Here is a 17294-nt window from a genome sequence, read left to right as displayed (position 1 = left end):
GCCCTATCGGATATATACCTCCGGCAGAAGCTGAGGCAAACTACTACCGGCAACTCGCCAGTCAAGCCTCCACGGTGGAGGCATGACTTAAACCAAACAGCCTCCATGAAACCCGGGGCGATTCACCACAAGGATAAATAGACAATCTGGCCAGCAAGCTGTCAGGCCTGAGCTTGGGCGGTGCGGAGCGGCTGAACAGCCACCAAAGATCGAAAATGTCTCTGGGCTTGAGCCGCTCGCTCGCGCCCAGCGCATAGATTTTCCCCGCAAGAATTTCGTCCAGCGTGGCTGTAGGCACAAAGGCCTGGGTGCCTGCGGGCGAGCTAATGGTGCTGACGATCACCTTCACCGACTTGAGCACTTTCGCGTCGGTTTGCCACAACACGATTTTCACTTTGGCCGAACCGATGAAATCGGGGCCGCTCAGCGTAACCATGAAAGCGTAGGGGTTGCGATCAGAGCGGCTGGGGGTTACAGAAACCGTCAAGCCAGCTGGGATATCTGCTGGCAATCTCAGACGGCGCTGCACCGGCAAGCAACGCGTTACCCGGAAGCCCTACTTGGCGAGCAGTTCGCCCTCCAGCGGCAAATCGGGGCCCCCTTTGGCCACCGTCGTATTGGCCCCTGGTATCTTCTTGCGCGCAAACAGCGCATACATGGTGGGCACCACGAAAATCGTTAGCAGCGTACCGAGCGACATGCCGCCCACAATCACCCAGCCTATCTGGATCCGGCTTTCAGCGCCCGCACCAGTGGCCAGCGCCAGCGGCAAGGCGCCCAGCACCATGGCACCCGTGGTCATCAGGATGGGGCGCAGACGCTGCGATGAGGCCTTGATCAATGCGTCAACCATCTCCATGCCCTGCCCGCGCAACTGATTGGTGAACTCCACGATCAAAATGCCGTGTTTGGTGATCAGGCCGACCAGGGTAATCAGGCCAATCTGTGAGTAGACATTCAGAGACCCGCCAGACCACTTGAGCGCAAGCAATGCACCAATCATGGACAAAGGCACCGAGAGCATGATCACCAGCGGATCAACAAAGCTCTCGAACTGTGCCGCGAGGACGAGAAAGATAAACAGCAGCGCCAGCCCAAACACAATACCCAGTGCACCCTGCGAACTTTTGAACTCGCGGGAGGTTCCATTGAGGTCAGTGGTATAGCCCGCCTTCAGCACCTGGGCCGCCGTCTTGTCCATAAAAGTCAGGGCTTGCCCCAGCGAGTAGTCGGGTGCAAGATTCGCTGTGATGGTGGCAGAGCGACGCTGGCCAAAATGGTTGAGTTCCCGTGGCGAAACGCTCTCACGCACCTTGACGAGTGCGGACAGCGGAATCATGGTGTCATTGCGGCCACGCACATAAATGCCATCAATGTCTTCCGGCGTTGAGCGGCCGCCAGCCCGGGTTTGCACAATCACGTCATATTGCTCGGCGTCGCGCTTGTAGCGCGTGACATTGCGCCCGCCCAGCATGGTCTCAAGCGCCTTGGCCACCACGTCGACGCCCACACCAAGGTCTGCGGCCTTTTCGCGATTGACTTCAATGCGTAGTTCAGGTTTGTTAAGACGTAAATCCACGTCGGGCGATTGAATGCCCGGGTTCTTCGCAATTTCGTCCATCATCTGCCGCGCAACAAGGCTCAGGTTTTGATAACTGTCCGAGGTCTGGATCACAAAGTTGACAGGCCGTTCGCGAAAGCCCTGCCCCAAAGACGGGGGCGTGATCGGAAAAGCAGTAACACCTGGCAGACTTGCAAATTTAGGCTGCATTTCACGGGCCAACTCCAGCGTGGTGCGCTTGCGGTCTTCCCAATCCACAGTGCGATACACCACGGTTCCCTGCGAGACGGTGGGGTTGCCGACGCTGGCAAAAATGCGGTCGAACTCTTTGTAGGGTTGACCCATCTTCTCAAGTGCCAACGCGTACCGGTTGGTGTAGTCCAGCGTGGCGCCATCAGGTGCTGTGATGTTGGCCAGAATCGTGCCGCGGTCTTCCAGCGGCGACAACTCCTGCTTCATGCCCGGAAAAACAAGGGCAATAGCCACTGCGCAGGCCAGCATCACCCCCACCACAATCCATCTGGCCTGAAGCAGTGCGCCCCTGACTCTCACGCCCATTCCGCGTGAACCGATCGGGGCTCGGTACCGGCGGGACACCACCCAGCGCAGCGCACCGGCATAGCGATCTGATAAGGCCGTGAGCCACCGTTCCATGGAGCGGTCAAACCAGTTGGGCTTTGGGTTGTGCTTGAGGAGGAGTGAGCACATCATGGGCGTCAAGGTCAATGCGACGATGCCTGAAACCACCACCGCGCCCGCCAGCGCCAACGCAAACTCCACAAACAAACGCCCGGTACGCCCCGGCGTAAAGGCCAGGGGTGCGTAGACCGCCACCAGCGTGGCCGTCATGGTGACAATGGCAAACCCGATTTCGCGCGCACCCTTGATCGCAGCTGAAAACGGATCGAGTCCTTCCTCAATATGCCGGTAAATATTTTCCAGCATCACGATGGCGTCATCCACCACCAGTCCAATCGCAAGCACCAACGCCAGCAGGGTGAGCGTGTTGATGGTGAAGCCTGCAAGTGCCATTAAGGCAAACGTGCCAACCAGACTCACCGGAATCGTCACGATTGGAATGATCGAGGCGCGAAACGTGCGCAAAAACACAAAAATCACCAACGCGACCAAAGCCACCGCTTCAGCAATCGTGCGGTAGACGTTGCGGACCGAGCGATCAATAAACACCGAGTTGTCATTCGCCACATCTATGGTCATGCCGCCGGGAAGGTCGGCCTGCAGCCGGGGAATCATCTCGCGCACGCCTTTGGACAACACCAGCGGATTGGCAGTGGCCTGCCGGATCACGCCCACCGCGACGGCCTCCCGGCCATTGAGGCGCACGGCGCTGCGTTCATCAGCCGCGCCCTCTTCCACGCGCGCCACATCGCGCAGCTTGACCGGAAAGCCGGCCACGTTCTTGACTACAATCTCGGCAAATTGACCGGGACGGACCAGGTCCGTTTGCGATGTGACGCTGAATTCCCGCTGCTGGGATTCGATCCGACCCGCCGGCAGCTCAAGGTTGCTGCGCCGGATGGCGTCTTCAATGTCCTGCGTGGTGAGTTTGTATGCGGCCAGTTTGTCGGGGTCCAGCCACACGCGCATGGCGTATTTGCGCTCGCCGAAAATGCGTACGTCGGCCACACCCGTTACGGTTTGCAGGCGGGATTTAACCACCCGGTTGATGAGGTCATTGATTTGCAGACGGGACATCGTCTCGCTGCTAAAGGCCATAAAAATGACCGGGAAGGCGTCGGCCTCGACCTTGGCGATCACCGGTTCATCAATGGCCTGTGGCAACCGGTTGCGCACGCGCGAGGTCCTGTCGCGCACCTCTGCCGCGGCAGCATCAGCATCTTTTTCAAGCCGGAAGCGCACCGAAATCTGCGCCTGCTCGGCGCGGCTGATGGAAGTAATGACGTCAACAGCGTCAATGCCGGCGATCGAATCCTCCAGCGGCTTGGTGACCTGGGACTCAATCACTTCTGCTGACGCGCCGGGATAGCGGACGCTGACAGTGACCACCGGTTCATCAATTTTGGGATATTCCCGCACAGCCAGCCGGTCAAAGCTCACGGCCCCGATCAGCACGATCAGCAGCGACAGAACAGTCGCAAAGACGGGGCGTCGGACGGAGACTTCAGCGAGTTGCATAAGGGGCAGTCACCTGTTGTAAAAGCTCAGGCTGGTGCGCGGGCTGCTGGCGTTTGCGGGGAGCGCGTCGGCTTCGTGGGAACAACTGCTTGAGCGACCGCTGGGCCACAGGGGTTGGGGCCGGACAAAGCGGGGGGCGTCGAAGCCGGGCCCGATGCGACCGCTGCGGAAGCGGTTACGGGCGGGGCGCTGGCCACCGGCAGCGCGGCTGTAGTCGTAGCCGCTGATGACGCTTGGGCCGATGGCGCAGCGCCAACCGCGGCACTTGCTGCGCGGGCTGGCGAAGCACTCGCGACCTCTACCACTTTCACAACCGTCCCATCGCGCTGCACACGTTGCTGACCTGCCGTGACCACCCTGTCGCCCGGCGCCAGCCCCTCCAGAATTTCGACCTTTCCGGGACTGCGCAGGCCGACTTTGACTTCCACACGCTGCGTGGTCGGGCCAAGGTCATTGGCCCCTTCGATCAATTTGATGACGAATTGCCGCGAGCCTTGCGGGACGATCGCTTCCTCTGGAATCACCCGGGCATTTTCACGCACGCTGAAAACAGTATTGACCCGGGCAAACATACCGGGACGAAGCTGAAGCTGGCGGTTGTCAACACAGGCGCGGACGCCGACGGAGCGGCCGTTGGCATCTATCAGCGGATCAATCGCCTGAATGACTGCCGTGTATTTTCTTCCCGGCAGCGCGTCGATGTCGAGCATTGCTTGCTGACCGCGCTTGACCTTTCCCTGCAAGCGTTCGGGCAATCTGAAATCAACAAATATCGCTTCGATGTCTTCAATGTTGACGATATCGGCACCGTCCTTGAGGTAGTCCCCCACATTGACGAGCCGGATGCCAGCAGTTCCATCGAATGGCGCAACAATTTTCAAACGCGCGGCAGTGGCACGGGCCAGGGCCAGTTTCGCCTGGGCCACCTGAAGGTTGGCAGCACTCTCATCCAGCGAACGCTGGCTGACGAAATTTTGTGCCACCAACTCCTGATTGCGCTTCTGGTTGGCCTGGGCAATGGAAAGCTCCGCCATACTTTGCTGCACCTGAGCACGCGGCAGCTGGTCGTCAAACTGAACCAGCACCTGACCCATGCGCACTCTTTGACCATCGGTGAAATTAAGCTGGGTAATGCGGCCACTGACCTCCGGCCGCAGCACGACACCACGCCGTGAACGAAGGCTCCCCACGGCGTGCGAATCATCCGTGAGACGCGCCAGCTCCACCTTGACAGCCTCAACCGTGGGAGGTCTGCCACCAGCGGGGCCGCTGGCCGCCACAACCGGTGCCGGCACAGCTGCGGGTCCGGAACCCGCCACGGAATCCGCAGCTTTAGGTTTTTGGTAACACCAGGCGGCGCCCGACGCGGCAGCAATCCCGGCCAAGGCAATCACGACATAAACAGCTCTTTTTGCCATGGAAAAAATTTGTTACGGAAGGTCACAAAACCACAAAGTCTCAATGTAGCAGGACACCAAGACCGCAGCATTCCTGCGGGGCATTTCCCCGGGCCAGACCCTCGCAACTTTACGCGCCGACCGTGCCCGCGCCGCGTACAGCCCTTTCACAGGCGCCCAAGTGCGCGCTCAACCCCTTTATTTGCCAGGACGTCGGCCCGCTCATTGCCCGGGTCGCCATCGTGCCCCCTGACCCAGCGCCACTCAATTTTGTGGCCGCTACCGCTGACCAGGGCATCCAGCTTTTGCCAAAGATCGACATTCTTGACCGGCTCCTTGGCGGCGGTGCGCCAGCCGCGGGCTTTCCAGCCCTTGATCCATTCGGTCATGCCCTTGAGCACGTACTGGCTGTCAACATGCAAGGTCACGCGGCAAGGCCGCTTCAGCGCGGACAGCGCCTCAATCACCGCCATCATTTCCATGCGGTTGTTGGTCGTGGCCAGCTCGCCGCCGAACAGCTCCTTGACCTTGCCGTCGGCCGTCATCATCGCCCCCCAGCCGCCGGGGCCGGGGTTGCCCTTGCAGGCGCCATCGGTATAGATGACCACATGCTGGTCTGTGGTCGGCAAAGTGTCAGTCATGTATCGGGGTCCAGGTTGCGAATATCGGTTAAATGGGAAAAGGCACCGGGCGGACCCACTTGGTTGGCGATCGCCACCGGCGCACTGGCCGTGGCTTTCTGGGCCTTCCACGCGGGCTCGAGCAGACGCATGCCGCGCACCCGCTTGACCGCCACCAGAAAATACAGGGCGCCGAAGATGGGCCAGAAGCGCTCGCCGACCTTGTCCATCCAGGCAAAACGCTCCAGCGACGTGCGGCTGCTGACGGCTGGGCGGTAGCAGCCAAACTGGCCGGACTCGACTTCGAAGCTGAGCAGACGCAACCAGTCACGCAGCCGCCAGTAACCGATGAACTCGCCGGCTTCAGGCAGGAACAGTTCGCCATAGCCGAGCCGCCGGTAAAAATGTGCGCGACGCTGGCGCAGGCCCCACAGGCTGGCCGGATTCAGGCCACTGATGACGACGCGGCCTTCTGGCACCAGCACCCGCTCAACCTCGCGCAGGGTGGCATGCGGGTCGCTGCTGAGTTCGAGGGTGTGCGGCAACAGCACCAGGTCCAGGCTGTTTTCCGGAAAAGGCAGGGCTGCCGGGTCGGTGAGCAACGCCGCGCGAGGGGAACTTGCGGCGACCATGGCGGTCGCATTGGGGCCTTTGCCCGACAGCGAATCAGCTGCGATGTATCCTTCATCTATGCCCTGAAGGGCCAGCCACTGGTGCGGCATGCGGTTGCTGCGCAGCGCGTCGAGTTCGGGCAGGCCCAACTGCAGCGCGTGGTAGCCAAACATGTCCGCCACAGCCTCATCGAATCGCTCACGCTCCCACGCCAGCAAATACTCGCCGGGTGGAGTTCTGAACCAGTCGGTGAAACCTATAATTTGTGAGCCCATCGAGACCGCTGCATGTTCTTAATCCCCATCCCTGCTTTTAACGACAACTACTTGTGGCTGCTGCACGATGGTCGCCGTGCGTTGATTGTGGACCCCGGCGATGCCGCCCCCGTGCAACGCGCACTGCAGGAAAACGGGCTTCAATTAGAGTCGATTCTAGTCACGCACCATCACCCCGACCACACCGGCGGCGTAGCCGAGTTGCACAGGGTGACCGGAGCGCCGGTGTACGGCCCGGCCCGCGAAGCCATTCCCGAACCCTTCAAGCGGCTCAGCGATGGCGACACGGTGCAGGCGCTGGGTCTGGATTTTGAAGTCATCGACGTGCCCGGCCACACCGCCGGACACATCGCTTTTTATACCCCTGACATCGATGGCAGGCCGCTGCTGTTCTGCGGCGACACACTGTTTTCTGGCGGCTGCGGGCGCCTGTTCGAAGGCACACCGGCACAGATGCTGGCTTCGCTGGGCCGCCTGGCCGCGCTGCCCGCCAACACCCGCGTCTGCTGCACCCATGAATACACCCTGAGCAACTTGCGCTTTGCATTGGCCGTAGAGCCTGACAATGGCGAACTAATTGGTTACCATGCACGCTGTGCCGCCTTGAGGGACCAGGGCAAGCCGACCTTGCCCACCTCTGTGGCCCAGGAGCTGCTGATCAATCCCTTCTTGCGTACCCGACAAGCTACTGTCATGGCTGCGGCCCGGCGTTTCGACCCGACCGCCCACGACGACAACACCGTATTTGCCGCCATCAGGCAGTGGAAGAACCAATTCAAATGACAGACCTGCAGCGACCGCCCCCTCTCCCCAGCCTCTTCCCCGGCAGCGCCCCGCTCCGCTCAGCTTCCCCCTTCAAGACATTTCTCCTCGGTATCGCCGTCGCCGTACTTGCCGGTTGTGCCAGCACCAGCCCGCCAGGCATGCCCGGCGACCCGGTGCTGACCACCTCCACCGACACCGGGCCTGCACTCAAGCCGGTGTATCCGAAAGGCCCGCTCTCGCCGCTGGACCGGGCGCGCGCCGCGTCAGATACCGTCACGCAACTGCAGCCACCGCCAGACCTGTGGGTGCGCATTCGCGGTGGGTTTGCCATGCCAGACCTGCAGAACGAACTGGTCACCGACCGCGAGCAGTGGTATGCCAGCCGGCCCGACTACATCCAGCGCATGACCGAGCGTTCCAGCAAATACCTGTTCCACATCGTTGAAGAGCTCGAGCGCCGCAACATGCCCACCGAGCTGGCGTTGTTGCCCTACATTGAAAGCGCTTTCAATCCGCAGGCCGTGTCCAGCGCCAAAGCCGCCGGCATGTGGCAATTCATGCCGGCCACCGGAAAGTACTTCGAGCTGAAACAAAACGCCTTCCGGGACGATCGACGCGACGTACTGGCTTCGACCCGCGCCGCGCTGGATTACCTGCAAAAACTCCATCGCATGTTTGGCGACTGGCACCTGGCGCTGGCCGCCTACAACTGGGGCGAAGGCAGCGTGGGACGCGCCATCGCGAAGAACAAAAAGGAGGGTCTCGGCACCGGCTATCAGGACCTGCGCATGCCCGATGAGACGCGCCTGTATGTGCCCAAGTTGCAGGCGGTCAAGAACATCGTGGCCAATCCTCAAGCTTATCGCGCCGAACTGCCGCTGATCGAAAACCACCCGTATTTCCAGCAGGTACTGATCAATCGTGACATCGACGTGGCGCTGGCCGCCAAGCTGGCCGATGTGGCTCTTGCCGACTTCAAGGCCCTCAATCCGTCCGCGCATCGGCCGGTGATCATCGCATCGGGCACGCCGCACATCCTGCTGCCCTGGGACAATGCGAAAGTTTTCCAGCGCAACTTCGAAGCCTACACGAAGGGCCAGTACGCCAGCTGGACCGCCTGGACTGCGCCAGCTACCCTGAGCGTCGGTGATGCAGCCAGACGGGTCGGCATGAGCGAGGCCGACCTGCGCGGAGTCAACAACATACCGCCGCGCATGCTGATCAAGGCGGGCTCCACGCTGCTGGTGGCCCGCACCGGAAAAATGGACAACGACGTGGCCGGGCATGTCGCCGACAACGCCCAGGTCAGCCTTGCCCCCGAAATCATCACGCGCCGAACCACCGTCAAGGCACGCAAGGGCGAATCCGTCGCAAGCATCGCCGGGCGTTATGACCTGAGCGCGGACAGCGTGGCGGAGTGGAACAAGGTTGGCGCCAATGCCGCTTTCAAGATGGGTCAGCTGGTTGTGGTCTTCCTGCCAGTGAAGGCCGGCGGCGCGCGAAAGGCCGCTCCTGTGCGCAGCGAAAGCAAAACGACCAAGCGCAGCCCCGCCAAAGCCGTCGTCAAGGGCAAGAAGCGCTAACACGGTCAAGGCGTCAAGTAAAATGAGCCCCTGGCCCACATGCAGTCTGCGTAATCAGCTATCAAAACAATAGCAAACCCAGATTGTTTGTCTCATGGCTGCCAGACCCCACACTCCACCAGCCCCGGCCACTTCCTCCTATCTCCTTGTTTTTCTGATCGGGCTGCTGGCTTTTGGCCTCGGGGTCGGGTTGCTGATACTGTCCTTTGAGCAACGCAGCCTACGGCTCCCCGGTGCGGCCTGCGTGCTGCTCGGCGTCATCGTGTGCGGTGGCTACCTGACCAACAAGCTCTTTTCCGGTCTTTATAACGATCCGCTCGCCTATGAGCCTCCGTGGGCACAGCTGGGCAGGGGTGAAGGGCTGCCCAGACTGCCTGCGCCGGGGAAACTCGCCGCCCCTCCCGCAGCGCCGGTTGCCATGGAAAAGCTGGTCGATTTCCCGGAGCCTGTCGCACCCCCTCGGCCATCCGTGCCGATCAGCAAGCCAGCGGCAAGAACTGCGACGCCAGTCGTATGGACGGCGGAACTGTTCGACCGCATGTCGCCGCATCAATTTGACGCGGTCTGCGCAACACTGTTTGCGCAAAGTGGCCTGGAAGCCCGCGTTCAGTCCCACGGGCCGGCCGGTGGTGTCACCCTCTGGCTGTATTCGCGCCATACACAAACCGACAAGAACAATCCCGTGGCGGTAGCGGTGTGCAGGTTGTGGCAGGGCCAGACACTGGCGGTGCGCCAGATTGATCCACTGGTGGCCATGATGACTGCGCGCCAACTCAAACGCGCGACCTATGCCACCGCATCGACTTTCACGGAAGACGCCCGCAAATTTGCCAAAGACAATGGCATCAACGCGCTGGACAGGTCCGGGCTGCTGGCACTGATCGCCAAACGCACACCGCTACAGCAGCAGACCCTGCTTGCCCAAGCATTCGGCAAGCGCTAACACCCCTGTCAGGCTTTAGAGGCGCAGGGAGCCGGTACCGAAAAGGCCGATCAAGCCAATCACGATGAGGTAGACCGCCACGATGTAGTTGAGCAGCCGGGGCATGATCAGGATGAGCACGCCGGCAATCAGCGAAACAATGGGGCCGATGGAGACGGAGAGGTTCATGGAATGTCCTTGAGGTGAGTTGACAGGGAAACGGCGCGACGCCACTGAACTGGTCCCCAATGTAACGGACAGCCCCGGCAGGCGTCTGTAGGACGGAACAAACAAATGGCCAGCGCGGGTCGACGGCCCCCAGTACAGATTCACTGGTCTGTAGTCGAATGATTCATCAAAGTTTCTCAGTTTCTCCGGTACGTGGCTGCCACTTCATGAGGCGCTTTTCAACGCGCCCCACAATGCCGTCCAGCACCAGAGCAAAAGCGGTGAGCACCGCGATGCCGGCGAACACGGTGTTGACATCAAAGGTGCCTTCAGCCTGCAGGATCAGGTAGCCCACGCCGCGTGCCGAACCGAGGTATTCGCCAACCACCGCGCCGACAAAGGCCAGGCCCACCGAGGTGTGCAGACTGGAAAAAACCCAGCTGGTGGCGCTGGGCAGGTAGACGGTGCGCAGCAATTGCCGCTGGTTGGCACCCAGCATTCGCGCGTTCGCCAGCACCACCGGGCTGACCTCCTTGACGCCCTGGTAGACGTTGAAAAACACGATGAAAAACACCAGCGTGACCGCCAGCGCGACCTTGCTCCAGATGCCCAGACCAAACCACATCGCAAAAATCGGCGCCAGAATCACGCGCGGCATGGAGTTGGCGGCCTTGATATAAGGGTCCATGATGGCGCTCGCCATGGGCGCCAGCGCCAGCCACAGGCCGCAGGCCAGACCCAGCACCGTGCCGATGCCGAAGGCCAGCACAGTCTCCAGCAAGGTAGTGCCCAGGTGCAAATAGATGTCGGCATTCCCAGGCAAACCGTCGGGGAAGAAGAGGCTGGGGCCGAAGCCGAAAGGCATGAACCAGGACCAGACCCGGCCCGCCACCTTGATCGGTTCACCGAGGAAAAACGCCAGTTGCTGGTCGCGCGAGGCAAGTTGCCAAAGGCCAAGAAAAACCACCAGCATGCCAATTTGCCAGGCGCGCAGATTGCGATCAGAGGGTTTGAGGTAACGCCACATATCAGGCGGCCTTCTTCAGCTGCTGGGCATACCCCTTGAGCACCTCGTCGCGCAGCACGTCCCAGATCTGGGTATGCAGTTCGATGAAACGCGGCTGGGTACGCACCTCGGCGACATTGCGTGGACGCGGCAGGTCGATGGTGAATTCACCCATGGGCCGCGTCGCCGGCCCGGCCGAGAGCACCACCACCCGGTCACTCATGGCAATCGCCTCGTCGAGGTCGTGCGTGATGAACAGCACCGCCTTCTTCTTCGCCGCCCATAAATCCAGCACTTCGTTCTCCATCAGTTGCCGGGTCTGGATGTCGAGCGCTGAAAACGGTTCGTCCATCAGGATGATGTCGGGGTCCAGCGCCAGCACTTGGGCCAGCGCGGTACGCTTGCGCATGCCGCCCGACAGCTGGTGCGGATAACGGTCACCGAAGCCACTGAGGCCCACCCGCTCCAGCCAGGCCTGAGCCTGCGCGCGTGCTTCGCCGTCCGGCACACCGTGGTACTGCAGGCCGACCATCACATTGTCGATCGCGCTGCGCCAGGGCATCAGCGCCTCGGTCTGGAACATGTAGCCAGCCCGTGTGTTGATGCCGCTCAGTGGCTGGCCGAACACCTTCACGGTGCCAGAGGTCGGCGGCAACAGGCCGGCACCTATATTGAGCAGCGTGGACTTGCCGCAGCCAGTCGGGCCGACCACGGAAACAAACTCACCGGCGCGTATGCGCAGCGTGGTTTCTCCGACGGCGGTGTAGGCCTGCCCCGCATCGTCCCGCGAGCGGAAGGTGCAGGTGACATCCAGCAGTTCAAGCGCTTGGTCAGCGGTGGGGGTTTCGGCGAGGTCCGTCATGGATGCTTATTGTCGCCGTGAAATTGCGACGATCTGCTCTTGCTGCCAGCAGGGGCCGCGGGTCCGGCTCTGCCGGCCCGCAGGCGCAGCGCCCCCTCGGGGGGGCAGCGAGCTACACGCAGTGCGCGAGCGTGGGGGCCTTATGTTCAGGCTTTGAATTTCTCTTTTGCCCGTCGGGCAAACTCATTGGTGTAGGTCTTGCTCAGGTCGATTTTGTCAGCCTTGATGCTGGGGTCAAAACTCGCCAGGGCCTTCAAGGCGGTTTTCGCGCCCTCGTCAGGGATCAGGCCGTCCAGCGCGATCGCGTCACGAACCTTGTTGAATGATGCCAGGTACAGGCCCCGGTCGCCGAGCAAATAATTTTCAGGCACGGTCTTGATGATGTCGCCCGGGCCCGCCGTCTGCAGCCATTTCAGCCCGTGCACGATGGCGTTGGCCAGCGCCTGGCAGGTGTTGGGATTTTTCTGGATGAACTCCATGGGCGCGTACAGGCAGGCAGCCGGCATGGGGCCGCCAAAAACATCGACTGTGCCCTTGAGCGTGCGGGTGTCAGAGATGATCTTGACCTCGCCTTTTTGCTCCAGCATGGTCATCACCGGGTCGGTGTTGCTCATCGCATCGATCTGCCCCGAGCGCAACGCAGCCAGCGCACCGGCAGCGGTGCCGACACCGATAAAGCTGACGTCGCTGGCTTTCAGGCCGGCGCGCGACAACACCAGGTTGGCCATCATGTTGGTGGACGACCCGGGCGCCGACACACCGATCTTCTTGCCCCTGAGGTCTGCGACCGTCTTGTAGTTGGGCATGTTTTTTGTAGACACACCGAAAGCAATTTGCGGCGCCCTGCCCTGCAGCACAAAGGCCTGGAACATCTGGTTCTTGGACTGCAGGTTGATGGTGTGTTCGTAAGCACCCGAGACCACATCGGCCGAGCCGCCGACCACCGCTTGCAGCGCGCGCGCACCACCGGCAAAGTCGCTGATTTCCACGTCCAGGCCTTCGGCCTTGAAGTAACCAAGCTGCTCGGTAATGGTCAGCGGGAGGTAGTAGAACGCCGCCTTGCCGCCGACAGCGATGGAAATTTTTGCTTTTTCAAGTTTGGCCTGCGCGCGCAGCGCGGGAAAAGCCAGCGTGGCGGCGCCCAGTGCGACGACGCTGGCAAAGCTTCTGCGACGAATTTTGAAATGGTTCATGCCCGGTGCTCTCTGAATGTTTTTATGGATTCGAAAAGAGCTTACCCAGCCGCCTGGCGGGGCGCATCGGTATCATCCCGTGCGGGTTTGTACGGAACGCTCGCGCAAAGCGTCTTGATGGTTACCAGACGTTACCGGTAGCCCAGAAAAAGAATGCCTATATTGATCAGCAAGGCCAGGAACCAGATCACGCTGCGGCTCGTGGCCATGTCCGCCACGTACATCATTACGTAGGCGATACGCAGTACCACAAACACAAAGGCAAACACATCCAGCCGCACCTGCGACGCCTGCAACTGGTGCGCGATGATCACTGCCGCAAAAAAGAAGGGCAGCGCTTCAAAGGTGTTGGCCTGGGCAGCATTGGCGCGCGCGCGCCAGTCGGTCTGGCGGGTCAACCAGGCGCGCGGGTTGTTGTTGTCGTAGCCGCCCTTGTTCGCCGAGACGCGCATCATCCCCCACTTGGCCAGCCCTGCGCAAGCAATCGGCAGCAGTGCAAAGGCCAGCAGGCACCAGTAGGCAACTGTGAAACGTGCGTATGTCATGTGAGCCTTTCTGGCGTGGAGGGGTGAAGGATGAAAGGGAGATGTGCAGGCAGAAACAACTAGCGGCGGTCTACCAGCGCGTGGGCGATGGTGCCCAGGTCCACGTATTCGAGCTCACTGCCCACGGGCACGCCGCGCGCCAGCCGTGTGACCTGCACGCCGCGGCTCTTGAGCGCCTGTGAAATCACATGCGCTGTGGCCTCGCCTTCGCCGGTGAAGTTGGTGGCAAGAATCACTTCCTGCACCTCACGGGCGTCGGCGGCCGCAGGCTCGCCCTGAGAATCGCGCGGCACCACCCGGTCAAACAGTTTTTGCAAGCCGATGTCGTGCGGACCGATGCCATCGAGCGGGCTGAGCTTGCCCATCAGCACGAAATACAGGCCGCGGTAAGCCAGCGTGCGCTCCAGCGCCGCCTGATCGGCCGGGGTTTCGACCACACACAGCTTGCTGCGGTCGCGCTCGGGGTTGGCGCAGGTGCTGCAGATGTCGAGCTCGGTCAGGGTGTTGCAAAGCGCGCAGTGTTTGACGCTATGCACCGCATGTTCGAGCGCGCGCGCGATCTGCAAGGCCCCTTGCGTGTCGTGCTGCAGCAAATGGAATGCCATACGCGCCGCCGACTTGGCACCCACACCCGGCAGGCGCCGCAGCGCCTGGGTCAGGCCTTCGAGGGCGTTGGAGTCAGCCATCTTGTGAGCCCCCACGTTCGCTCACTGCGAGCCTGCGGCAACTCTCTGCCCCTAGCACTAAAAAAGAGGCGCTGCGCCTGCGGTCTGGCAAAGCCAGCCCCGCGGCCCCTGCTTGCAATACGAATACCAAGTCAGAACGGCAATTTCATGCCGCCGGGGAGGCCTGGCATCCCTGCCGTGAGTTTGCCCATCTTTTCCTGGCTCAGGTCTTCGGCCTTGCGCACTGCGGCATTAAAAGCCGCCGCCACCAGATCTTCCAGCATGTCCTTGTCTTCGCCCAGCAAGCTGGGGTCGATCTCGACACGTTTGACGTCGTGTTTGCAGGTCATGGTGACCTTGACCATGCCGTTGCCCGACTCCGCCGTGACTTCGATAAATGCCAGCTCGTCCTGGGCTTTTTTCAGGTTGTCCTGCATGGCCTGCGCTTGCTTCATCAGGCCGGCGAGTTGTCCTTTGTTGAACATGGATTTTTCCTTTAAAACTTGTGATCAATCATATCGGCTTGCCGGCGGAGGGGGCGCGCGGCTTGATACTGCCGGGCACAATTTTGGCGCCCCAATCGCGCACCATGTCTTGCACAAAAGGGTCGTTCTGTATGGTTTCCTCGGCCTGGCGCTGGCGCTCCAGTGCGGCGGCAGCATTGCGCCGTGACGGCGAATCGCTGACCGGGCCGAGCTCCACCACAACACGGGGCGCTGGCCCGCTGTCTTGCAATGCAGTTTTCAGCGCAACCTGCAGCTTTTCGCGCGCCGCGGCCTGGTTCAGCGACTCGCGCTCCACACGCAATGTCCAGACACCCTCGCCCTGCGAGCGCAGTTCGGACTGCAGGGCAAGTTCACGCGCCAGTGCCGCAATCATCTCGGTGGCGACCATGCGGTTGACCAGCGCCGTCCATTCAGTGCCCAGCGGGCTGTCGGGTGGCGGTGTTGCCGCAGCAGGCGGGGCGGTCTGTACGGGCGCCGGCGCGGGCACTGGTCCGGTTGCGGGAGCAGGGGTCGCCAGCAATTCATCTTCCCAGGGCGGCGCCTGCGGCACCTCAGATGCTACAAATTCAGGAGCTACCTGCGCCCGCTGGACGGGGGCTGGAGGCCGATTTGAGGCGAAATCTGGAGTTGCGGCAGGCGCTGTCATCCGAGCGGGCACCGTGGCAGGCGCAGAGGGCGCACGCATGGCCGGAACGGCCGCAACAGCGGCCCGTGCCGGATCAGGCGGCGGCTTTTTTGGGGGCTCGACGGCGCTCCCCCGGGTGGTGGCCCCGGCACCGGCGGGTTTGAAGGCCAGCAGGCGCAGCAGCACCATGGTCAACGCCGCGTACTCGTCCGGCGCCAGGCCCAGCTCGGCCCTGCCGTGCAGGCACAGGCTGTACAGCAGTTGCGTTTCGTCGGCCGGCAGCGCCTCTGCCAGCCGTGCCGTCGCAGCGATGTCGGGGTCGGATTCATCGTCGCCCTCGCCCATGCCCGGCACCGCCTGCAGCACCGCCATGCGTTGCAGCACGGTGGCCATTTCTTCGAGGGTCGCTGCGGCACTCAGCCCGTTCAGTCGCAACACTTCGGAGGTCTCGACCACGCCTTTTCCATCGCCACACGCCAGCGCGTCGAGCAACTGGAACACATAACTGCGGTCCACGCTGCCCAGCATCTGGCGCACGCTGACTTCCTGCAACTGGCCGGAGCCGAAGGCTATCGCCTGGTCGGTCAGCGACAGCGCGTCACGCATGGAGCCACGTGCCGCGCGCGCCAGCAGGCGCAGGGCCTGCGGCTCCGACGCCACGTTTTCGGTCTGCAGCACCTGGCCCAGGTGTTCAAGAATGGTTTCGGGTGCCATCGGCCGCAAATTGAATTGCAGGCAGCGCGACAGCACGGTCGCAGGCACCTTCTGTGGGTCGGTCGTGGCCAGCACGAACTTCAGGTACTCGGGCGGCTCCTCCAGCGTCTTGAGCATGGCGTTGAAGGCTGTGTTCGTCAGCATGTGGACCTCGTCGATCATGAAGACCTTGAAGCGGCCCACAACCGGTTTGTACACCGCCTGCTCCAGTAACTGCGCTATTTCGTCAACGCCGCGATTCGAGGCTGCGTCCAGTTCGGTGTAATCGACAAACCGCCCGCTGTCGATGTCGGTACAGGCCTGGCAGACGCCGCAAGGCGTGGCGGTGATGCCGCCCTGCCCGTCCGCACCCAGGCAGTTGAGCGACTTGGCCAGGATGCGCGAGATCGTGGTCTTGCCGACACCACGCGTGCCGGTGAAGAGGTAGGCGTGGTGCAGGCGCTGCGTGGTCAGCGCGTTGCCCAGCGCCTGCACCACATGCGCCTGCCCGACCATTTCAGAAAAATTCCGGGGGCGGTATTTGCGGGCAAGCACGAGGTAAGACATGCAACGATTCTAAAGGGCCATGACAAGGGGTTTTTACCCGTCAGCCCTTTAAGTCCGGCCCGCCGCCCTTACAATAGTCAGTGACGGGCCTTCCCGCATGGTAAAGCGGCCAACCGGGTCAGATGGGGAACCAAGCAGCCCTAACTGCGGAGCCAGTGCCGGGGTCAAGGCTCGTCACCTTATTTCAGATTGTTCCTTCTGGATCAATAACTTAAGCGCTGACAAGAGCTTACGTTGGTCTTTTGTATCACTTGACTGTGTCACTTCCGTACAACATGAACACGCGAAATGACATGGCACAAGTCGAAGGATTGAACCTCCGGGGTGGTCGTTACTACGTCCGCATCGTGATCCCTGAAGCACTCCGCGAGATCTACGGTAAGGACCGCGTGAACATCGCTTTGGGTACAAGTGACCGCAGCGAAGCAACGCTCCGAGCAACCATAATGAATCGCCCCGGGTTTCATGGAGGCTGTTTGGTTTAAGTCATGCCTCCACCGTGGAGGCTTGACTGGCGAGTTGCCGGTAGTAGTTTGCCTCAGCTTCTGCCGGAGGTATATATCCGATAGGGC

17 protein-coding genes and 1 other RNA gene are annotated in these 17294 nt (G+C 61.6%); 5 read left to right on the top strand and 13 right to left on the bottom strand.

Annotated elements, in window-relative coordinates:
• Positions 1-61: 61 nt before the first annotated feature.
• The 5 genes from H0W47_RS15710 to H0W47_RS15690 all read right to left on the bottom strand — a co-directional run bounded on the left by H0W47_RS15710 (position 62) and on the right by H0W47_RS15690 (position 6622).
• Entirely contained in the window at positions 62-436 is a 375-nt protein-coding gene (locus tag H0W47_RS15710) for a nucleotidyl transferase AbiEii/AbiGii toxin family protein (protein ID WP_296926068.1), read from the bottom strand.
• A 120-nt stretch (positions 437-556) separates the two neighbouring features.
• Positions 557-3718 carry an efflux RND transporter permease subunit gene (locus H0W47_RS15705; RefSeq protein WP_296926066.1) on the bottom strand — a complete coding sequence of 1054 codons (3162 nt, stop codon included), beginning with the start codon at positions 3716-3718 and terminating at the stop codon, positions 557-559.
• Positions 3719-3744: 26 nt separating this feature from the next.
• Complete coding sequence (locus tag H0W47_RS15700) at positions 3745-5136, bottom strand: efflux RND transporter periplasmic adaptor subunit (protein WP_296926064.1); 1392 nt, start codon at positions 5134-5136, stop codon at positions 3745-3747.
• Positions 5137-5282: 146 nt separating this feature from the next.
• Positions 5283-5756, bottom strand: coding sequence for a ribonuclease HI (gene rnhA / locus H0W47_RS15695; protein WP_296926062.1), 474 nt, complete (start codon positions 5754-5756; stop codon positions 5283-5285).
• Complete coding sequence (locus H0W47_RS15690) at positions 5753-6622, bottom strand: class I SAM-dependent methyltransferase (protein WP_296926060.1); 870 nt, start codon at positions 6620-6622, stop codon at positions 5753-5755. Before H0W47_RS15690 ends, rnhA begins: the two co-directional genes overlap by 4 nt.
• Positions 6623-6634: 12 nt before the next feature.
• Between H0W47_RS15690 and gloB the strand changes: the two genes are divergently transcribed.
• From gloB to H0W47_RS15675, 3 genes are all read left to right on the top strand, one after another.
• Positions 6635-7405 carry a hydroxyacylglutathione hydrolase gene (gene gloB / locus H0W47_RS15685; protein WP_296926058.1) on the top strand — a complete coding sequence of 257 codons (771 nt, stop codon included), beginning with the start codon at positions 6635-6637 and terminating at the stop codon, positions 7403-7405.
• A 140-nt stretch (positions 7406-7545) separates the two neighbouring features.
• On the top strand, positions 7546-8970 hold the full coding sequence (locus H0W47_RS15680) for a transglycosylase SLT domain-containing protein (protein WP_296926069.1): 1425 nt from the start codon (positions 7546-7548) through the stop codon (positions 8968-8970).
• Positions 8971-9064: 94 nt separating this feature from the next.
• A complete protein-coding gene (locus H0W47_RS15675) occupies positions 9065-9913 on the top strand; it encodes a restriction endonuclease (RefSeq protein WP_296926056.1) in 849 nt (282 codons plus the stop codon).
• Between the two features lie 15 nt (positions 9914-9928).
• On the opposite strand, the gene H0W47_RS15670 is transcribed toward H0W47_RS15675, so the two are convergent.
• The 8 genes from H0W47_RS15670 to dnaX form a co-directional block, all read right to left on the bottom strand.
• The gene (locus H0W47_RS15670) at positions 9929-10081 is read right to left on the bottom strand and encodes a DUF3096 domain-containing protein (RefSeq protein ID WP_296926054.1); all 153 of its coding nucleotides are present in this window, start codon (positions 10079-10081) and stop codon (positions 9929-9931) included.
• Between the two features lie 166 nt (positions 10082-10247).
• The gene (locus H0W47_RS15665) at positions 10248-11087 is read right to left on the bottom strand and encodes an ABC transporter permease (protein WP_296926052.1); all 840 of its coding nucleotides are present in this window, start codon (positions 11085-11087) and stop codon (positions 10248-10250) included.
• A gap of 1 nt (position 11088) precedes the next feature.
• Complete coding sequence (locus H0W47_RS15660) at positions 11089-11928, bottom strand: ABC transporter ATP-binding protein (RefSeq protein ID WP_296926050.1); 840 nt, start codon at positions 11926-11928, stop codon at positions 11089-11091.
• A 146-nt stretch (positions 11929-12074) separates the two neighbouring features.
• Positions 12075-13121: an ABC transporter substrate-binding protein gene (locus tag H0W47_RS15655; RefSeq protein ID WP_296926048.1), complete on the bottom strand. Its 1047-nt coding sequence runs from the start codon at positions 13119-13121 to the stop codon at positions 12075-12077.
• 131 nt (positions 13122-13252) lie between these two features.
• Positions 13253-13666 (bottom strand): MAPEG family protein, encoded by a 414-nt coding sequence (locus H0W47_RS15650; protein ID WP_296926047.1) that lies wholly within the window; start codon positions 13664-13666, stop codon positions 13253-13255.
• Positions 13667-13725: 59 nt separating this feature from the next.
• Complete coding sequence (gene recR / locus H0W47_RS15645) at positions 13726-14352, bottom strand: recombination mediator RecR (RefSeq protein ID WP_296926045.1); 627 nt, start codon at positions 14350-14352, stop codon at positions 13726-13728.
• Positions 14353-14483: 131 nt separating this feature from the next.
• Positions 14484-14816, bottom strand: a complete 333-nt coding sequence (locus H0W47_RS15640; protein ID WP_188708493.1) for a YbaB/EbfC family nucleoid-associated protein — start codon at positions 14814-14816, stop codon at positions 14484-14486.
• A 28-nt stretch (positions 14817-14844) separates the two neighbouring features.
• Positions 14845-16722 (bottom strand): DNA polymerase III subunit gamma/tau, encoded by a 1878-nt coding sequence (dnaX, locus tag H0W47_RS15635; protein WP_296926041.1) that lies wholly within the window; start codon positions 16720-16722, stop codon positions 14845-14847.
• A gap of 82 nt (positions 16723-16804) precedes the next feature.
• Between dnaX and ffs the strand changes: the two genes are divergently transcribed.
• Both ffs and H0W47_RS18665 read left to right on the top strand, forming a co-directional pair.
• Positions 16805-16901: signal recognition particle sRNA small type (gene ffs, locus H0W47_RS15630), an RNA gene on the top strand.
• A 96-nt stretch (positions 16902-16997) separates the two neighbouring features.
• Positions 16998-17207 (top strand): DUF6538 domain-containing protein, encoded by a 210-nt coding sequence (locus H0W47_RS18665; protein WP_367265421.1) that lies wholly within the window; start codon positions 16998-17000, stop codon positions 17205-17207.
• Positions 17208-17294: the final 87 nt, after the last annotated feature.

The sequence above is a fragment of the Polaromonas sp. genome, from assembly GCF_013817205.1.
In the GTDB taxonomy this organism is placed as follows: domain Bacteria; phylum Pseudomonadota; class Gammaproteobacteria; order Burkholderiales; family Burkholderiaceae_C; genus Polaromonas.
This window is presented reverse-complemented; position numbering and strand designations above follow the sequence as displayed.